Annotated in this window: 17 protein-coding genes; 8 read left to right on the plus strand and 9 right to left on the minus strand. The window is 59.3% G+C overall.

Annotated features, from left to right (window positions below; genetic code table 11):
* Positions 1-7: 7 nt before the first annotated feature.
* Positions 8-1,093: a family 43 glycosylhydrolase gene (locus BN5935_RS01705; RefSeq protein ID WP_162272050.1), complete on the minus strand. Its 1,086-nt coding sequence runs from the start codon at positions 1,091-1,093 to the stop codon at positions 8-10.
* 261 nt (positions 1,094-1,354) lie between these two features.
* On the opposite strand from BN5935_RS01705, the gene BN5935_RS01710 reads away from it, so the two are divergent.
* The 3 genes from BN5935_RS01710 to BN5935_RS01720 all read left to right on the plus strand — a co-directional run bounded on the left by BN5935_RS01710 (position 1,355) and on the right by BN5935_RS01720 (position 7,774).
* Positions 1,355-5,392 (plus strand): two-component regulator propeller domain-containing protein, encoded by a 4,038-nt coding sequence (locus BN5935_RS01710; protein WP_064974565.1) that lies wholly within the window; start codon positions 1,355-1,357, stop codon positions 5,390-5,392.
* 169 nt (positions 5,393-5,561) lie between these two features.
* Entirely contained in the window at positions 5,562-6,626 is a 1,065-nt protein-coding gene (locus BN5935_RS01715; protein ID WP_064974566.1) for a glycoside hydrolase 5 family protein, read from the plus strand.
* Between the two features lie 107 nt (positions 6,627-6,733).
* Complete coding sequence (locus BN5935_RS01720) at positions 6,734-7,774, plus strand: nucleoid-associated protein (protein ID WP_064976796.1); 1,041 nt, start codon at positions 6,734-6,736, stop codon at positions 7,772-7,774.
* 3 nt (positions 7,775-7,777) lie between these two features.
* Here BN5935_RS01720 and BN5935_RS01725 read toward each other — a convergent pair whose 3' ends face one another.
* The 3 genes from BN5935_RS01725 to BN5935_RS01735 are packed head-to-tail and all read right to left on the minus strand — an operon-like array spanning position 7,778 to position 9,509.
* A complete protein-coding gene (locus BN5935_RS01725) occupies positions 7,778-8,173 on the minus strand; it encodes a hypothetical protein (protein WP_064974567.1) in 396 nt (131 codons plus the stop codon).
* A 2-nt stretch (positions 8,174-8,175) separates the two neighbouring features.
* On the minus strand, positions 8,176-8,895 hold the full coding sequence (locus BN5935_RS01730; RefSeq protein WP_064974568.1) for an SDR family NAD(P)-dependent oxidoreductase: 720 nt from the start codon (positions 8,893-8,895) through the stop codon (positions 8,176-8,178).
* A gap of 53 nt (positions 8,896-8,948) precedes the next feature.
* Complete coding sequence (locus tag BN5935_RS01735) at positions 8,949-9,509, minus strand: Crp/Fnr family transcriptional regulator (RefSeq protein WP_064974569.1); 561 nt, start codon at positions 9,507-9,509, stop codon at positions 8,949-8,951.
* 80 nt (positions 9,510-9,589) lie between these two features.
* Here BN5935_RS01735 and BN5935_RS01740 point away from each other — a divergent pair, with 80 nt between their 5' ends.
* Entirely contained in the window at positions 9,590-10,027 is a 438-nt protein-coding gene (locus BN5935_RS01740; RefSeq protein WP_064974570.1) for a DoxX family protein, read from the plus strand.
* Positions 10,024-10,434, plus strand: coding sequence for a secondary thiamine-phosphate synthase enzyme YjbQ (locus tag BN5935_RS01745; protein ID WP_064974571.1), 411 nt, complete (start codon positions 10,024-10,026; stop codon positions 10,432-10,434). Before BN5935_RS01740 ends, BN5935_RS01745 begins: the two co-directional genes overlap by 4 nt.
* 69 nt (positions 10,435-10,503) lie before the next feature.
* On the opposite strand, the gene BN5935_RS01750 is transcribed toward BN5935_RS01745, so the two are convergent.
* On the minus strand, positions 10,504-11,811 hold the full coding sequence (locus BN5935_RS01750) for an LruC domain-containing protein (RefSeq protein WP_162272051.1): 1,308 nt from the start codon (positions 11,809-11,811) through the stop codon (positions 10,504-10,506).
* Positions 11,812-12,118: 307 nt separating this feature from the next.
* On the opposite strand from BN5935_RS01750, the gene BN5935_RS01755 reads away from it, so the two are divergent.
* The 3 genes from BN5935_RS01755 to BN5935_RS01765 are packed head-to-tail and all read left to right on the plus strand — an operon-like array spanning position 12,119 to position 13,343.
* A complete protein-coding gene (locus BN5935_RS01755) occupies positions 12,119-12,376 on the plus strand; it encodes a hypothetical protein (protein WP_064974573.1) in 258 nt (85 codons plus the stop codon).
* 60 nt (positions 12,377-12,436) lie between these two features.
* Positions 12,437-12,895, plus strand: a complete 459-nt coding sequence (locus BN5935_RS01760; protein WP_064974574.1) for a YqaA family protein — start codon at positions 12,437-12,439, stop codon at positions 12,893-12,895.
* A 1-nt stretch (position 12,896) separates the two neighbouring features.
* Positions 12,897-13,343 carry a GNAT family N-acetyltransferase gene (locus BN5935_RS01765; RefSeq protein ID WP_064974575.1) on the plus strand — a complete coding sequence of 149 codons (447 nt, stop codon included), beginning with the start codon at positions 12,897-12,899 and terminating at the stop codon, positions 13,341-13,343.
* 691 nt (positions 13,344-14,034) lie between these two features.
* On the opposite strand, the gene BN5935_RS01770 is transcribed toward BN5935_RS01765, so the two are convergent.
* From BN5935_RS01770 to BN5935_RS01785, 4 genes are all read right to left on the minus strand, one after another.
* Positions 14,035-14,559 (minus strand): ferritin, encoded by a 525-nt coding sequence (locus BN5935_RS01770; protein WP_204244877.1) that lies wholly within the window; start codon positions 14,557-14,559, stop codon positions 14,035-14,037.
* 186 nt (positions 14,560-14,745) lie between these two features.
* On the minus strand, positions 14,746-15,189 hold the full coding sequence (locus BN5935_RS01775; protein WP_064974576.1) for a PepSY-like domain-containing protein: 444 nt from the start codon (positions 15,187-15,189) through the stop codon (positions 14,746-14,748).
* A gap of 92 nt (positions 15,190-15,281) precedes the next feature.
* On the minus strand, positions 15,282-16,556 hold the full coding sequence (locus BN5935_RS01780) for a sensor histidine kinase (RefSeq protein WP_064974577.1): 1,275 nt from the start codon (positions 16,554-16,556) through the stop codon (positions 15,282-15,284).
* Positions 16,553-17,230 (minus strand): response regulator transcription factor, encoded by a 678-nt coding sequence (locus tag BN5935_RS01785; RefSeq protein ID WP_064974578.1) that lies wholly within the window; start codon positions 17,228-17,230, stop codon positions 16,553-16,555. Before BN5935_RS01785 ends, BN5935_RS01780 begins: the two co-directional genes overlap by 4 nt.
* Between the last annotated feature and the right edge of the window lie 12 nt (positions 17,231-17,242).

The following is a 17,242-nucleotide window of genomic DNA, read 5'->3' on the forward strand; positions in this document are numbered from 1 at the left end:
GTTAGCACTATTTGATAATCACCGGAGCCTCGGCCGATGTCGAAGCATGCCCGCCCTTCACATAGGGCCAGCCATCCTCGTCCCAATAGACGCGGTCGAGGAAGATACAGCGCCCCAAGCCCGTATTGGCAATCTGGTAACCGTGGTAAATAATCCAGACATTGCCTGCGTCATCCTCAAGCAACTGCGAGTTGTGTCCGGTATCCGAGAAGCGGACGCCGTCACCTGAAATCATCACCTCATAGGCATTATCCGTCATCCGGCGGCCATCACGAGTCATATAGGGACCGCGCAGACTCGTCGAGCGCGCCATGACGGTCGTGTAACCGCTGCCGAAAGAGAAACCGCCGATCGAAGCTATATAATAGTAGTAGCCGTCGTGCTTGTAGATGGACGAAGCCTCGAACCAGCCCCAAGAGCCGCCGCCCGCCACATGCTTCTTGGTGGAGAGGATGGGGGTCATCGAACTCAAGTCGTCGGCAACATCCAGTTCATACATCTTTATCTGGCTGAAGCTGCCCGTAAGGAAATACCAGACACCGTTCTCTTCGAAGAGGAACGGGTCAATCGCATCGCGTACATCCAGCGAAGCGCTGTTGCCGATGATGCCCGTGTGCACAAAGCCGCCATCCGGACGGTCCGACACGGCGTAACCGATAGTACTGAACGCCGGTTCATTCATGCGGGCCATCGAGTAGAAAACGACATACTTACCGTTCATGTAACGGGCCTCGGGTGCCCAGAGCTGCGCACCGGCAGGTTCCTGCGGATAGGTTTCAGAGTTGAACACCGCACCTACAAGATCCCAGTTCACCAAGTCTGCCGAACGGTAAATCGGGATCGATCCGGCACTGCTGTTCGTGCTGTAGAGATAGAACATGCCGTCCTGTGCCCGGAGAACGGTCGGGTCGGGAGCATCCCGGCGGATGACAGGATTGAAGTAGTACGACTTCGCCGGCCCCGGATCGGGGTCCGGATCCTCATCGTCGCCCGAAACCGGGTCGTCACCCGAACAGGCCGCAAAAAACAAAACGCCGGCCAGCAGAAAAACCCATGCGGCCAACGATTCCAATTTTTTGAATGTTTCAGTCATAAGCATATTGATTAGGTTAGTCTTTTTACAATAACAAAATTAACTGTCAACGCGTCCGGATGGTGCCCCAACTCAACCCAAAAATAGCTCGGTTCTGCCATTATCTTCTTTTACCCCCGAATACACCCTTTATAAAAGAACACGATTTTGCCAGTTTTAGCACCATTTTGCCAAAATGTCCCTCTGGGGGCTTTTTTCGGGACTCGAACGGAGTATCCTTGTCAAAATTTACCTATATTTATCTGACCCAAAGCTATTCCTATGAAAAGATTTCTCGCCCTTGTCCTGTTTTTCCTGTTCGCCGGCGGACAGGCATTCGCACAGGCAACGCCTTATTATTTCAAGCACTACGACATCAATTCGCGGCTTTCGCACAATACGGTCACGAGCATTTTCCAAGACAGCAGGGGCTTCATCTGGATCGGCACCAAGAACGGCCTCAACCGCTTCGACGGCCATGATTTCAAGATTTTCCAGCGCGGCGATTCGCCCTGCGACCTGAAGAACAGCATGATTTACGACCTCGCCGAGGACCTGAACCACAACCTCTGGATCGCGACCGACAAGGGCGTCAACCTCTACGATCCCTTCACCGAGCGGTTCTCGTTTTTCGACGCCCGGACAGAGGAGGGATTCGGCATCAGGATCGCAGTCAACAAGATCGCGATCGACGGACAAAACCGGGCATGGATACTGGCTGGCCCGAACCTGCTCCTCTACGAACCGAAAACGGAACGGCTGGAGCTCCTGAACGAGAAATTCAGGGAACACGCTCTGTCCAATCCCTCCGCATTCTATGTGGACACCACCAACGGCCTGACTTACGTCGGATTTCCGGGCAGCGGTCTGTTCAGCTACAACCCCGAGACCGGTCGGGTCGCCTTCGTCGGACCGGTCGGACCCACGCCAACGGATATCTGCGGCGGCCGCGACAACAGTCTGCTGGTGGGGACTATCAACAAAGGGCTCTACCGGTTGAACCGGCAGACGGGTGAGTCAAAAAAACTCTCCCTCGACGAATCTTCGGACGTCTATGTCCGGGTCGTCGAGCCTATCTCGAAATCGGAATACTGGGTCGGGACCGAGAGCGGCATCTACATTCTGAAGGACGATCGGGTGCAGCAGCACCTCACGCACGAAGAGTTCAACGACCAGTCGCTTTCCGACAACGCCATCTATGCCATTTTCAGGGACCGCGAGGGCGGCGTATGGATCGGAAGCTACTTCGGGGGTGTGGACTACATCCCCCGGCAGCACGCGTTCTTCAAGTCGTTCTATCCCATCGCCTACAAGAACTCGGTCAACGGCTGCCGCATTCGGACTTTCGTGGCCGACGAGCGGGGCAACCTGTGGATCGCCACCGAGGACAACGGGCTCAACTACTACGACGTCGCCAAGGACAGCTTCACACATGTCTCGCCCCACAGCGCCCCGCTGAACATCTCGTACAGCAACATCCAGTGCCTGAATCTCTCCCGCGACAAACTGTGGGTCGGGACATTCAGCAAGGGCATCGACGTGCTGGACCTGAAAACCCGGCAGCGGCGTCACTACGAAAAAAGCGACCGGCCGAACTCGCTCGTGAACAACGATATCTTCGCCATCTACACCGACCGCCGCAACACAACGTGGATCGGCTCCTCGAGCGGCGTCTCGGTCTATGTGCCCGAGATCGACGGATTCCGCATCTTCGACCGCATCAGCGCCTCGTTCATCAGCGACATCCTCGAGGACAGCAACGGCTACATCTGGTTCACGACCTTCAATAAGGGGGTCATTCGTTACGATCCCGGGAGCGATGCAATCCGGGACTTCCGTCACGACCCGAACAACCCCACCTCGCTCTGCTACGACCGCATCACCTGCGCCTTCGAGGACAGCAAACGGCGGCTCTGGTTCGCCTCCGAGGACGGCGGGTTCTGCCTTTACAACGAGGTCAACGAGACCTTTACGCGCGTCACCACCGGCCAGGGGCTGCCGAGCAACGTCATTTACAAGATACTGGAGGACAACAGCGGCCACCTCTGGATGAGCACCAACAACGGGCTGGTCGACTTCGACCCCGAGACGATGGCCGTCAAGGCGCTGTACAACCTCTCCGACGGGCTCCAGTGCCGGCAGTTCAACTACAATTCGGGTATCCGGACCCGGGACGGACGGCTCTGGTTCGGGAGCATCGACGGCTTCGTCGCCTTCAATCCCGGGAGTTTCCGCCACGACCGAAACACCTACCGGGTCGTACCGACCGAATTCTACATCCTCAACCGCGAAGTGCGGGCCGGCGGTGACATTCTGGACAAGGCCATTCCCTACGCCAAGTCAATCAACCTGAGCTACCGACAGGCCACCTTCACCCTCGGATTCTCGGCCCTGAACTATTCGAGTGCCGGAAATCAGCGGGGGGGGGAGACCTACGCCTACCTGCTGGAGGGCGTCGACCAGCAATGGAACTACACGGACAATGCCACCCGGATCTCCTACAACAGCATCCCCCCGGGCAACTATGCGTTCCGCATCCGCTACTCCCGGGACGGGCGCGAATGGAGCGACGAGGAGACCCGTATCCAGATCAACGTCATTCCACCCCTGTGGCGAACCGCATGGGCTTATGCGCTCTATACGGCGCTGCTGCTGAGCGGCATCTTCATCGCCGTCCGCCTGTACCTGAAGAAAAAACAGCGGCAGCTCGAAAAAGAACGCGCGCAGCAGGAACAGCAGAAAAAAGAGGAAATTTACACAGCCAAGATCGACTTCTTCACCGATATCGCGCACGAAATCCGCACGCCGCTCACCTTAATCAAGGTACCGCTCAATTATATCCTGAACGCCCAGCTCGACGAACAGGAGCTGAAAGCGAACCTCACGACAATGGAACGGAACGCCGACCGGCTGCTGGAGCTGGTCAACCAACTGCTCGACTTCCGGAAGATCGAATCGGAAGCCTTCACCCTCTCGCTGAAGGAAAAGGACATAAACACTCTGGTCACGGACATCTACAACCGGTTCGTACCCACGGCGCGGCAGAGGCGGCTGGAAATAAGCCTCGAATGTCCTCCTACCATCGTCCGGGCCTTCGTCGACGAAGAGGCGCTGACCAAGGTATGCAGCAACCTCTTTTCCAACGCCATCAAATACGCTTCGACCTACATCCGGGCGACACTCTCGGAGGACCCCGAAAAGCAGTTGTTCCGGATCACAGTGAGCAACGACGGCGTGCCCATCCCGGCCGACATGCGGCAGCATATCTTCGAAGCCTTCTTCCAGATTCGTAAACCCGGACAGCCCGCACAGCCGGGCTCGGGCATCGGACTCACGCTGGCCATGTCGCTCACGCAGCTACACAACGGCCGCCTCTACCTCGACGAACAGGCCAAGGACACGACTTTCGTCGTGCAAATCCCGACGAACATCCCCACGGATATCCAGCCCGCCGGGATCGGCACCCAGCCCGCAGAGGAGTTGTACGAAGAGACCGGAGCGGCGGAAGAGGCTGCCGGACCCGCTGCCGAAGAACCGTCAGCTTCGCGGGAAACCGTGCTGGTCGTCGAGGACAACGAAGAACTGCGGACGTTCCTGACCACGCAACTGAACAAACAATACCGGGTGGTGACGGCCGGCAACGGCACGGAGGCGCTGACAGTGCTCGACGAAGAGCTCGTCAGCCTGATCGTCTCGGACGTGATGATGCCGGTGATGGACGGCCTCGAACTGTGCCGCTCGATCAAGTCGAACCTCGAGACGTGCCACATCCCCATCATCCTGCTGACGGCCAAGGCCACACTCAACAACAAGATCGAAGGGCTGAAGAGTGGCGCCGACGCCTACATCGAGAAGCCCTTCTCGATGGCCCACCTGCTGGTGCAAATCAACAACCTGCTGGAGGGGCGCATGAAACTGCGCCAGAACTTCTCCAACAGCCCCTACATCGCCACCAACACGATGGCCCAGAACAAAGCCGACGAGGAGTTCCTCAACCGGCTGACCGAGATCATCCGACGCAACCTCGAGGACAACGCCTTCAACGTCGACGATCTGGCCAGCGAGATGAACATGAGCCGTACGAGCCTGCACCGCAAGATCAAGGGCGTCACCTCGATGACGCCCGGCGATTTCATCCGCATCATCCGCCTCAAACGGGCCGCCGAGCTGCTGCGCGAAGGCGAATACCGGATCAACGAGATCTGCATACTCGTCGGGATCAACTCGCTCTCCTACTTCTCGAAATGCTTCCAGAAGCAGTTCGGCATCCTGCCCAAGGATTTCGCCAAGAGTCAGGGCAAGGGACCCGCACCCCGGTAGAAAGTTCCGGGACCGACAAAAATGACCGTATCCGGTCGGAAAACAACGCTGTCGTACCTGCCCCGCGCCTGAAAGCCGGTTTGCACGGATAGCGTTATTTTCTGACAGAATCGAAGCGTCCCGACTCCGTAGCTTTGCCTATTTTTGTACAAACCCAAAACGAGAACTTATGAAAATAAAACAACTGATCTGCTTATGCCTCTCCGCCCTGACGGGCCTCTCGGCCGCTTCGGCCCAAGGCAAGGTCTGGAGCGTGGAAAAGGCCAACGCCTGGGGCGAAAAAAATCCGTGGTACTGCGGCGTAAACTACATTCCGGCAAACGCCGTCAACTACACAGCCATGTGGGACAAGACGAGCTTCTCGCCCGAGGTCATTGACCGGGAGATGCGGCTGATGAAGGAGACGGGCATGAACTGCGCGCGGGTGGTGATGCAGCATGCTGTCTATGAAGACGACCCCGCCTATTTCCTCCGCACCCTCGACACGTTCCTCGGCATCTGCGACAAATACGGCGTCAAGGTGATGCCCATTTTCTTCGACGACTGCGCCTTCGGCGTCAACACCGACCCGACGGTCGGCCGGCAGCCCGAACCGCTCGAGGGATGGTACGCGTGGGCATGGTCGCCCTCGCCCGGATACTCGATGGTGGTCGACGAACGCACACACGGCCGGCTGGAGAAATATGTCAAGGAGGTGATGACGCAATTCAGGGACGACGACCGCATCTTCGTATGGGACCTCTACAACGAGCCGACCAACACCCCGATGCCCGAGCGGAGCTGGCCGCTGCTGCGCAAGGTCTTTGCATGGGCCCGCGAGGTCGGTCCGTCACAGCCCATTACCTCGGGCATGTGGAACGGCAACAAGGAGCTCAACGATTTCCTGTCGGCCAACTCGGACATCATCACGTTCCACATCTACGCCCCCAAAGCAGAAACCGAACGGGTGACGAAGGAATACCTCGCGCTGGGACGCCCCACCATCTGCACGGAGTGGATGAACCGCGTGGCAAAGTCCAATATTTTGGACATCCTGCCCTTTTTCAAGGAGACCCATACGGGCTGCATGCTGTGGGGGCTGGTCAACGGCAAGACCCAGACGCACCTTTGCTGGGGCCACCGTCCCGAACACCTGCCCTACACCCGGGAATGGCAGCACGATATCTACCACGGCGATTACACGCCCTATAAGCCCGAAGAAATCGCGCTGATCCGGAAAATGACGAAGGAGTAACCTCGGATGCCGCACAAGGCCGGAACCCCCGCGAACGGGATTCCGGCCTTTTTGTTTGCCCGATCGGGGAAAAATGCGCATCTTTGTGCTCCGAAAAAATCTGCAAAATGCTCTACTCCGAAGATACCCGTATCGAAACGCTCGCCGTGCATGTCGTCGGCAACAAGTCGAAGGACGAACCGCTCATGGTCTCGCCCGATCTCTCGCCGCAGGTCGCCGACGAGGGGCTCATGCGCACGCTGACAACCTATTTCCTCGGCGGGTTCAAGTCCGAGGAGTGCTACAACCTCTACCACGAAACCGACCTGACATGCAACGAGGTCTGGAACTTCGCGGGGCGGATCTTCGACCATCCGGAGGCGTTCTACGAACACTCGGTGAGCCTTGCGAAACACCTCTATGAGAGCGGCATGCATCCCCAGATCAAAAGCGGGGAGTTCTATGCGGTCTACTTCTCCGACTGCCGCTTCGGAGGCGAACCCACCGATGCGCTGGGGCTCTTCAAGTCCGAAACGCGCGACACGTTCCTCGACGTCGGCCACGAAGCCGAAGGGGTCCGCATCGCGGCCCGCGAAGGCATCGACATCAAGCGGCTGGACAAAGGGGCCGTTATTTTCAACGTAGAGCGCGAAGCGGGCTTTGCGGTCTGCATCGTCGACAACACCAACCGCACCGAAGCCCGTTACTGGATCGACGACTTCCTGCGCGTGCGTCCGCGTCAGGACGACTACCACAATACGCACAACGCGCTGGCGATGTGCAAAAAATACGTTACGAAACATCTTTCGAAGGAGTTCGACGTCTCGAAGGCCGACCAAGCGGAGATGCTCAACGACACGATCAACTACTTTCAGGAGCAGGACAACTTCTCGCTCGACGAGTTCTCGGAAAAGGTGATCCGCCAGCCGGAGGTCGCCGAGAGTTTCGCGCGGTTCAAACAGGAGTACGAACAGGACCGCGACATCCGCATCGAGGACGAGTTCGGCATCTCGGACTCGGCCGTGAAGAAGCAGGCGCGGTCGTACAAGAGCGTCATCAAGCTCGACCGCAATTTCCACATCTATGTCCACGGCAACCGCAGCCTGCTGGAGCAGGGCGAGGACGAGAAGGGCAAGTTCTACAAGGTCTACTACGAGGAGGAGCAGTAGCGGCTACCCGAGCAGGCCGCCCAGCACCAGCCCGAACAGCACGAAGAACAGCACCCAGTGGCACAGCCGGAGGTAATAATGCCCTCCGGCTTTTTCACAGGCCAGCGACACCAGCCAGAAGATCCCCCAGCCGCCGAAGACCGACAGCAGGAACACCTCGAGCCAGAAATTGCGGGGCAGGAGTCCCGTTCCCAGCAGGAGCAGGAATGCCGCGGCCAAAAAGAGGTCCACGGAGATCATCTGCACCCCGCAGCGGCCCATCAGCCACGCCTCATAAGCCCCGGGACGGGCGTCCGGACGATCGGGACGGGCCGCCGAATAGAAGCGGTTGCCCGAAAATACATGGACGAAAAAGGCGGCGGCGAGCAGGGCCCCTGCCGCGAGAAACCATCCGTTCATCGCTATCCCATTTTACGGTAAATCCGATCGGGCATGTGTCGGAGCAGCCATGCGACGATCCGCCAGCGGCGCGTGACGACCGCCACACGACGGCGCCGCCGCACGGCACGCAACAACTGGTCCGCCACCTTATCGACGGGCATCACCCAGAACAGCCCTTCGCCCTTGGCCATCTCCGTCGCCGCGAATCCCGGACGGATGTCGGTCACGAAGATCGGCAGCGGGGATTTGGCGGCCTTCTGCCGGAGCCCCTCGGCATAGTTGATCTGGTAGGCTTTCGAAGCGTTGTAGGCCGGGGCCCCGCCGCCCCCGCGCAGTCCGCCGACCGAGGTGACGACGACCAGATGGCCGCCGCCCTGCCGTTCGAAAAGGCGGTAAGCCCAATCGACCGCGGCCGTCCAGCCCACGACGTTGGTGCGGATGGCCGGCTCTTCCAGCGCATAATCCAGTCCGGGATTTAGTTCGCCCGCCCCGGCGCTCACCACACACAAATCCACACCGCCCAACTCCCCGGCGAGGGTGTCCAATGCGGCGCACGAAGCCGCCGGATCGGTGACGTCGGCCACGGCGCGGCAAAAGGCGCCGGGATTCGCGGCGGCCAGTTCATCCAGCAGCGCCCCGCGCCGCCCGGTCACGCCGACCCGGTATCCGTCGGCCGCAAGACGTTCGGCTACCGCGCGGCCGATACCGGAGGTAGCTCCTATGACAATAGCCCGTTTCATACGGGCAAATGTAACGAACGGAAACGGAAAAAAGATTGACCGAAATCAAGAAATCAGCGAATCCGACCGCGGATGCGGCTCAGGGTCTCGGGGCGCACGTCCAGATAGGAGGCCAGTTCGCGCAGGGAGACCAGTTGCAGCAGGTCGGGACACCGTTCCAACAGGGTTTCGTAACGCTGCTGCGGCGACGCGGCATAACGGTCCAGCAGCCGTTCGTAGACCTCGGCCAGCATGTGCTCGGCCAGCGTGCGGCCCAGCCGTTCGTGGGCGGCATCGGTACGATAGAAGGTTTCGAGCCGTTCGCCCGTGATGACCAGCGCCGCGGCGTCGCACATCGCCCCGATCGTCACCTGCGAAGGGGTGTCGACCCGCATCGAAATGTAGTCGCCGACGAACTCCCCCGCAAAGGCATATCCGACGACATGCTCCCCGCCCGCGGCATCGGCATGCACATAGCGGAACGCGCCCCGCACGACCAGTCCCGCCCGATGAGAGCGAAGGCCCTGCTCCGCAAGGCACTCACCGCGGAAGAAACTCCGTTCGGTCCCCTCCGCACGGAGGAACTCCGCCAAACGGGAAAACTCCGCCTGCGTGATATGCCGGTTGAAATTCATGCCGTAAAGATAGCCTGCCGATTTGGGAGAACCAAACGAAGGTATTAAATTTGCGGTATCCATCAAGAACAGAAAAGACCATGAACGCAATTCTCCGGTTTCTTTTCCCCGCTGCGCCCTCCAGCGCCGGGGCCTCGTGGCTGCTGCTGGCGGCCCGCATCGTCTTCGGCGTATTGCTGATGACCCACGGCATCGCCAAATGGCAGAATTTCGAGAGTCTTTCGGCGACGTTCCCCGACCCGCTGGGCGTAGGCAGCCCGACATCGCTCGTGCTGGCAATCTTCGGCGAGGTTGTCTGCTCGCTGGGCTTCATCACCGGGACGCTCTACCGGCTGGCACTCCTGCCGATGATCTTCACCATGTGCATCGCATTTTTCTCGGTCCACAGCGGCGACCCGTTCGCCGTCCGCGAAATGGCGATGCTCTACCTCGCGGCTTTCGTCCTGCTCTGGATCGCCGGACCGGGCCGCTACGCCGTCGACAGCCTGATCGCCTGCAAACTCATCCCGAAGCGATGACCCTCCAGACACAGTTCACACTCCGCCCGCGCAGCCGGGGTTTTCACCTCATCACCGACGAGGTGGTGCGCAACCTGCCGCCGCTCCCCGACGCAGGGCTCCTGCACCTCTTCATCCAGCACACCTCGGCGGGACTTTCGATCAACGAGAACGCCGACCCCGACGTGCAGCAGGACCTCGCGGCGATCTTCGACCGGCTGGTCCGCGAACGCGAAAGCTACTACGCCCACACGCTCGAGGGTGACGACGACATGCCGGCACACGCCAAATCGACCCTCACGGGCGTCAGCCTCACCCTCCCGATCGTCGGCGGACGCCTCGGGCTGGGCATCTGGCAGGGCATCTACCTCTGCGAATTCCGCAACCGGGCTTCGGGACGCAGGATCGTGGCGACCGTCATCGGATAACCGCCGTCCCCGGACACAGAAAAGGCCTGCACCGAACGGTGCAGGCCTTTTCTGTTTTGCAATCCGCCGCTACCAGTAACGGGGAACCAAGTTGTGGTCGTAATTCTTATACCAGTCGCGCTTCTGCGTGCCGTTGCTCTCGATCCACTCCTTGAGATCGGGATAGGCCGAGAAGATGCTGACCCGGTCGTAGACGTGGGGCGTTCCGACGGGAAGACGCAGCACCCAAACGTCGTTGTTCCTGCTGCAATAGGGTACAGATGACATCAGGTCCTTCGAATCGGCCGCGTAGTTCCTGTAATGAGAGGTCGGCTCGAAACCCTTCTGGTGAATCTCCACGCCGCTCTTGAGCACCATGAAAAAGTCGTGGTTCTGCGGGTAGGAGGTCACGTCGCGGAAGGCCTGCGCCTGTTTGCGGCTGGCCTCGCCGGTCAGTTCCGAACGGTTGGGGGCTCCCGAAATCTTGATATAGGCCCGGATCATCGGCTTGCCGACCTCGATCTTGCCCTCGGTGGTCTGGTAATGTTCGCCGTCGACCAGTTTGTCCACGCCGTCGAAGAGGATGATTACCTTATCCGGCTGGCTCTTGTCCACGTCGATCGAGAAGTCGCCGCCCTTGATCTCGGTGATGACACCCTGACCCTCCTTCTTGTAGACGATGGTCTCGACGCTCTCGATCAGCGAGGTGTCGAAATCGAGCTGAAGACCCGCTTTCCGCGTCAGGCCGCTGCCGACACCGCGGATGTCGAGCGTGACGACAAGTCCCTCCTTGTAGCCGTGTCCGGCCCGCAGGCCCGGCGTGGTGCATTCGACCGTCTTGAGGTCGTACTCCACCACGAGGTCGTTGAAATCGGCGTCCGAAGCCGCGAAATCGGGCCACATGTCCTCGACCATGATGACGCCCGAGTTGTAGTAATACTGGAAATCGGGCACCTTCTCATAGACCGAACGCACGATGTCGGTCGGGAATTTGTAATCCACATCCTCTCCGTTCACCGCCAGCGCAACGACGCCGTCGGCACCCGACGCGGCAGGATATTTCACATAGAGTTTTTCAGCCCCGGCGGGAACCGACAGGTTGAAAGAGCTGACCACGCCCGACTCGAGCAGCGCGTCCTCGACGAGCAGCGAATTGCCTTTGCAGTCCTCCTCCGAATAGACCGACACGACGGTCTGCACGTCCGATTCGAGCGTCAGCGCTACGGCGGCCTCGGCGGACCATCCGAAATCCGACGGCACGACGGGCGCCTCGGGGGTTACAACGGGTTCTTCCGGCGTTCCGGGACCTTTGGTGTCGTCCCCGACGGGATCGACATTGGTACAAGCCCCGAACAGCATCGCAGAAGACAAAACAAAAATCGGGAAGATTTTTTTCATCATGCGTACTATTTGACATTAATAATTCACCCAGAAAGCCGGTTTTGTTCCATTTCGCTCAGCCAAACCCGACCCAAGACTATCAGTTTTCGCCCAAAACAAAAACTATTCCGCCCGCACAAATATACGCAAATATTCCACGACAGCCCAAAGAATCCGGCACTTTTTTCCAATTATCTCTCAAAATATCTGCACAATGCGTCCGGAGGCCCCTCCCGCGGGGATACCATCCGAAGCACCCGATCGGTGGTCGGACGCCCCGGAACTTGGCGTGGAATTTGTCGCCCGGATTGAAAAAGCTCCTGCCATGACCACAGCCACCAAAACTCCCGACCGGCTCACCGCCGACGAACGCCGCAAACTCCCCGCCTCGGCGTTCGGAATCCCCGAAACCCGCGAATTCCCGCTCGTCGACGCGGCACACGTCCGCGCCGCCGAGGCCTATTTCCGCTATGCCCCCGACGACCGGAAAGCGGCCCTCGCGCGGCGCATCCTCGCCCGGGCCCGCGAACTGGGCGTCGACGTGCGGAGCCGCACCGTCCGCGGCTGGGGCGGGGAGATGTAGCAACCGAAAAAAATCGTTATCATTGTCCGGAGGGTCTCCGAAAAGGCCCCGCGGACACGCATGGAAGCAATCACGCAATTTCTCATCGACTGGGGCTACTGGGGCCTCTTCCTCTCGGCGCTCATCGCCGGGAGCATCCTGCCGTTCAGCTCCGAAGCGGTGATGGTGGTACTCGTCGGCATGGGTCTCGATCCCGTGTGGTGCGTTGTCGCGGCCGCGCTGGGCAATACGCTCGGCGGCATGACCTGCTATTGGATCGGGACGCTGGGCAAGACCGAGTGGATCACCCGGCTGGGGGTCTCGACGCGCCAGTTGGCCCGGGCCCGGAAATTCCTCTCCGGACGCGGGGCGCTGATGGCCTTCTTCTCGTTCCTGCCCACCATCGGCGAAGCCATCGCCATCGTGCTGGGGCTGATGCGCAGCAACGTGTGGCTGACCGGCGGTTCGATGCTTGCGGGCAAGACTGTGCGTTACATTGTCGTACTGGCGACCTTCCAAGGCGCCCTATCCCTTTTCTGATATGGAAATCCGCAAAACGGAAACCCCTTCGCGGGAACTGCTGCTGCTGGCCGATGAGGTGGAAGCCTCGGTAGCCGACTACATCGGCCGCGGAACGTGCTACGCCGCTTACGACGGCGAACGGATCATCGGACAATATGTGCTGATCCACACGCGTCCCTTCACGGCCGAGGTCGTGAACATCGCCGTCGTGCCCGACCGCCAGCGGCAGGGCATCGCCACCGCCCTGCTCGCCCACGCCGTCGACACGGCCCGCCGGGCGGGATTCCACCGCCTCGAAATCGGCACGGGCGATTCGGGATTCGGACAAATCGCCCTCTACGAACGCTGCGGCTTCGTCCGCTGCGGCATCGACGAAGACTATTTTCGGAAATTCAGCCCCGAGCCGATTTTCGAAAACGGCGTCGAATGCCGCCACATGGTGCGCCTGCGCATGGAACTCGTCTGACCGGATTCCTGCCGGCAGGGACAAAAAACGTGCGGAAGGTACCCGGCCCGCTCTCACGGCGGCCCCGCAGGGCGATCTTCCTATAAAAAGCAAGGGCGCAGGTACAACCTGCCAACGGTCGGCCTCGCGAGCCTTACACGGTGAGTTGCCCTTACGCCCAAGCCTATATTCCGTCCAAAACCGAAGCCGCCGGACGGGACTATAAAAACGTGCGGAAGGAACCCGGCCCGGCGAACAAACAGTGACGCCTCATTTTCGCTTTATCCGGAAATTCCATGAAGAATCTCCAAAAAACCGGACCGAGTTACATTCCTTCCGCACAAGTCATGTACCCGGTCCGTTCTCACGGCGCCGCCCCGCAGGGCGATCCTCCTATAAAAAGCAAGGACGCAGGTACAACCCCTATTGGTCGGCCTCGCGAGCCTTAACACGGTGAGTTGCCCTTACGCCCAAGCCTGTCCCCTGCCCGAACGGGCAGGGACAAGACTCAGGTTTCAGACAAATTTCACACCATGTTATAAACCTGCTACTAAATGTAGCAGTCGCGAGTTTACCAATAGATGTAAGGTTTGTCTTAACCTTTAATCGTATATTCTATTGCAAAGATAGCCAAATATTCGAACTATACAAAAAATCCGGCCTCCTCACGGAGGCCGGACGCACTAAAAATAACTATGACAAAAACTTTCGTTTAAGCGTTGGCGGTCGCCAGCGGCGAAGCCTGCGTGTAAGTGCGGGCTGCCAGCTCCTTGTCGAGCATGTAGAGACCGAACTTGTTGCCCTCGACGGCCTCGCAGGCGGTGATCATGTCGCGTGCCGACTCCTCCTCCTCGACCTGCTCGTCGACGAACCAGACGAGCATGTTCGACGAAGCGTAATCCTTGTCCTCGGCGGCGATGGCCGCCAGATTGCCGATCATGGCCGTAACCTCTTTCTCGTGCTTGAGCGTATCCTGAAACATCTCCAGCGGAGAAGCCCACTTGGTGCGTACCTCTTCGATCGGAAGCAGTTTCACCTCGGCGTCACGCGAGAGGATGTAGTTCATGAAGATGCGCGCGTGGTCCTGCTCCTCTTGGAACTGAACGAAGAACCAGTTGGCAACGCCCTTCAGCCCCTTGGCCTCGGCGTCCATCGACATCGAAAGATAAAGATAGGCCGACCAGAGCTCGGCATTGATCTGAGCGTTCATCGCTTCGTGTAATTTCTTGCTTAACATAACTGTATTGTTTTAAGTTTGCGGTTTATCATCGTTTGTGATACAAATATACAATAGTTTTTTGTGATTTGTATCAAAATACCCATCAAATTATTTTATACATCAATAACCGGATATTATAAATATGAATAAACGGCGCCCGGGGTCGTATCCGGGCGCCGTCGATGGTTTTCAATTGGATGCAAATCAGTCGTCGACTTCGATCAGGCGGAACTTCAGGTCGAATTTCAGTTCGAGGCCGTTGTCGAGCTTCACCTCGTAGCCGCGCTTGTCGCGGTCGATCGAGACGATCTTGCGACCGGCGAAATGCTGGGCCACATGGTCGCGGATCTGCTGCGGAACAATAGCTGCGGGAACCTCGCCGTACTTGCAGTCGACATCCGTCCACTGTCCGTTCTTGGCGAACTCGACCTTCGAGCCGTTGACGAAGACCACCTTGTAGTCCTTGTCGAACATCTCCTCGTCGACCTTGGCGTAGGAGACCTCGACGCCCGCGAAGTGGGCCTTGATGAACTGCTGCGAAACGGCCGGGAGTTCGGCGACGGTGATGATGCGGTCGTTGCCGGCGAAAGCGGTAAGCGTGGAGGCCATGAGGGCCAGAGAAGCGAGGATAATCGTGAACTTTTTCATAATCGTAGTGTTTTTAATTAAGTTTCATAGTGCAAAGTTGCGGCCTGAAACTGAAACGAATCTGAAAAAAGCGGATTTTTTTCTATTTTTTCCTAAAAATCGACCGTGAAGCAATGCCGCCCGTTTATATAGGAGTAGGCGATCTTCGCCCCGTAGAGACGGCACACGGCATCGACCACGGCGAGCCCCAGCCCCGTCGAACCCTCCTTCTTCGCACCCTGATAGAAGCGGTCGAAGATATGCCCGGCGTCGAGCGGACCGCCCGCGCCACTGTTCGAGACCGTGAACCTGCGCGGCGCCACCGTGACCGCGATCTCTCCGCCGGCGTCACCGTGCACGAAGGCGTTCTTCACGAGGTTGGCGACCACGCTTCCGGCCAGCGAGGGGTTCATGCGCACCGTCAGCGGCCCTTCGTCCGTGAGTGTGAAGCGCATGCCGCGGTAGGCGTAAATCTCCTCCATGTCTTCAGCCGTGCGGCGCACCAGTGCATTCAGGTCGACCTCCTCGGCTTCGGGAAACTGCCCGTTGTCGATCTTCGACAGCAACAGCAGCGAACGGTTGAGCCGCACGAGGTAATCCAGCGTCCGCTGTACCTTGGCGATCTCGCCCAACTGCTCCTCCGAAAGCGTCTGCGCATCGTCGACCAGCATTTCGAGCCGGTTGCGGCAGACCGCCAGCGGGGTCTGCATCTCGTGCGAAGCGTTGCCGATGAACTGCTTCTGCCGTTCGAACACCGACTCGGCCCGCTCGGCATAGCGGCGTGCGGCATCGTTCAACTTCCGGAACTCCTTCACAGAGGTCTCGACAGCCAGCGGCGGATTCTGCGCCCCCACGGTATAGCCGTCCAGCCACCGCAGCAGGGCGTAAAGGGGCCGCATCGTGCGATACAGCACTACGACCGTAATGAGCAGGATCAGCAGCAGCAGGAACAGGTAGAGGCAGACGATCCAGCCGAGAATCGCCTCACGGAGATCGTCCTTCTCGATCGTGGGCGTCATCACCGTCAACTCGTACCACTTCCCGTCGCGGTCGTGGAACACCTTGCGCAGCACACGCGCCGGCTCCTCGTCATCCCGCTCGGGAATGAAGATCTCCTCGTCGGAATAACGCTCACGCGGCTGTGTGGCGGCATATTCGGCCGACACCTCGTTGAGAAAATAGGCGTTGTTGCCCTCGGAAGCCGGAACCGGAAGCTCCCGGCCCGCCAATACCCGCGTGAGGATCACCTCGGCGCGCGATTCGAGGGCGTCATCCATCTCGTCGTTGATCTCGTCGATCATCGTGACGTAAAACAGCACGGCCCACGCCGCCAGCAGCAGCGACAAGGCCCACGACAGGTGCAGCAGAATACGGTAGACGAGTTTCATGGCTGTACGAGTTTATAGCCGAAGCCGTAGACGGCGCGTATCTCGATGTCGGCGCCTGCATCGTGGAGCTTGCGGCGGAGGTTCTTCATCTGCGCATAGACGAAATCGAAATTGTCGGCCTGATCGATATGGTCGCCCCAGACCCCCTCGGCCAGCGCAGTCTTGTCGACCGTGTGGTTAGGGCGGGACATGAAGTAGTGGAGGATATCGTACTCCTTGCGCAGCAGTTCCATCTCGCGGCCTGCCACCTCGACGCGGCGGCTGTCGGGCCACAGACGCACGTTCCCGGCATCGAGGCTCTCGTGCCCGTCGCGCTGGTGGCGCCGCAGGACACTGCGGATGCGAGCGCTGAGCTCGGCCAGATGGAACGGCTTGGGCAGGTAGTCGTCGGCCCCGAGTTCCAGTCCCTCGATCTTGTCGTCCAGCGAATCGCGGGCCGAAATGATGATGACTCCGGCACGGCTGCGACGCTGCTTCAGCGCTTCGAGCAGCCGCAGGCCGCTGCCCCCGGGCAGCATGATATCCAGCAGGATGCAGTCATAGTCGTATGCGGCGATCTTGTCGAGTGCCGCGGCATAATCGGCGGCCTGCTCGACGACGTATTGCTCGCGGACCAGCGTCCGGGCCATGATCTCCCGCAGGGAGGGTTCGTCTTCAACAATCAATATTTTCATAATCTATCTCTT

The organism is Alistipes provencensis (assembly GCF_900083545.1).
Taxonomy (GTDB): Bacteria; Bacteroidota; Bacteroidia; order Bacteroidales; family Rikenellaceae; genus Alistipes; species Alistipes provencensis.